Annotated in this window: 1 protein-coding gene and 1 pseudogene; one reads left to right on the top strand and one right to left on the bottom strand. The window is 62.9% G+C overall.

The window, feature by feature from the left end:
* Window positions 1–299, top strand: a pseudogene (locus AC1DVR_RS23885) (transposase family protein); the annotation flags it as partial.
* Here the strand turns inward: AC1DVR_RS23885 and AC1DVR_RS23880 are convergent.
* Window positions 248–634, bottom strand: coding sequence for a hypothetical protein (locus AC1DVR_RS23880; RefSeq protein ID WP_478003109.1), 387 nt, complete (start codon window positions 632–634; stop codon window positions 248–250). The pseudogene AC1DVR_RS23885 and the gene AC1DVR_RS23880 sit on opposite strands and share 52 nt — an antisense overlap.
* Between the last annotated feature and the right edge of the window lie 48 nt (window positions 635–682).

The raw sequence follows: 682 nt of genomic DNA, 5'->3' as shown, positions 1-682 counted from the left end.
AACTGAAAGTCCCCGCACGGCCTCGAGCCGGGCGGTCAAAAAAGGGGCCGCGAACGGGTAATCGGGCGCACGAAAGGCGGGCTGATCCCCAAGCTTCCTGCCGTGGCAGATGCCAAGGGCAGGCCGTTGACGTTCTTCATGACGGCGGCCCAAGTCTGCGACAATATGGGCGTTGCCGCCACAAGCGACGCAATCGGATCGAGATGATGTTCGGCCGCCTCAAGGACTGGCGCAGGATCGCGACCCGCTATGACCGATGCCCAAAGGTCTTTCTCTCCGCAACCGTCATCTTCTGGCTCTGCGCCTCAATGAGTCCCGACCCCTGCCTCCAATACCCCTGCCATTCTTCAAAATCCGAATTGACCTCGTCCGTGGCACGCGCGGACACCTCCACCAACCAGTCTTTCTTGCAGCCCATAACGTCGGTCCGAAGTGCAACCGGATCGACCGCGCCGGAGAGATGGATCGCCGCAAGGTCACTGCCCATGGCCGCAAGCACTTCGGCACCGAAAGCAGCCGTGCCGCCGTCGGTCAGGTCGATCTTTTCGGAATCGTAGGCGATGCGCCGGATCATGTAGCCGGAGGTGAGTCTCAGGAACGGATCGGGCGACCGGAACCGGCCTTCGGCCAGCATCAGGGATTGCCCCGCTGTCCCGGGAAGGCCGGACGCTCAGTCCCAGGC

Source organism: Rhodobacter sp. P2_H5 (assembly GCF_056403335.1).
This window is presented reverse-complemented; position numbering and strand designations above follow the sequence as displayed.

What these genes read in the sequence shown, in the direction of transcription:
- AC1DVR_RS23880 (WP_478003109.1), bottom strand. Translation starts at nt 634, where the DNA reads ATGCTGGCCGAAGGCCGGTTCCGGTCGCCCGATCCGTTCCTGAGACTC.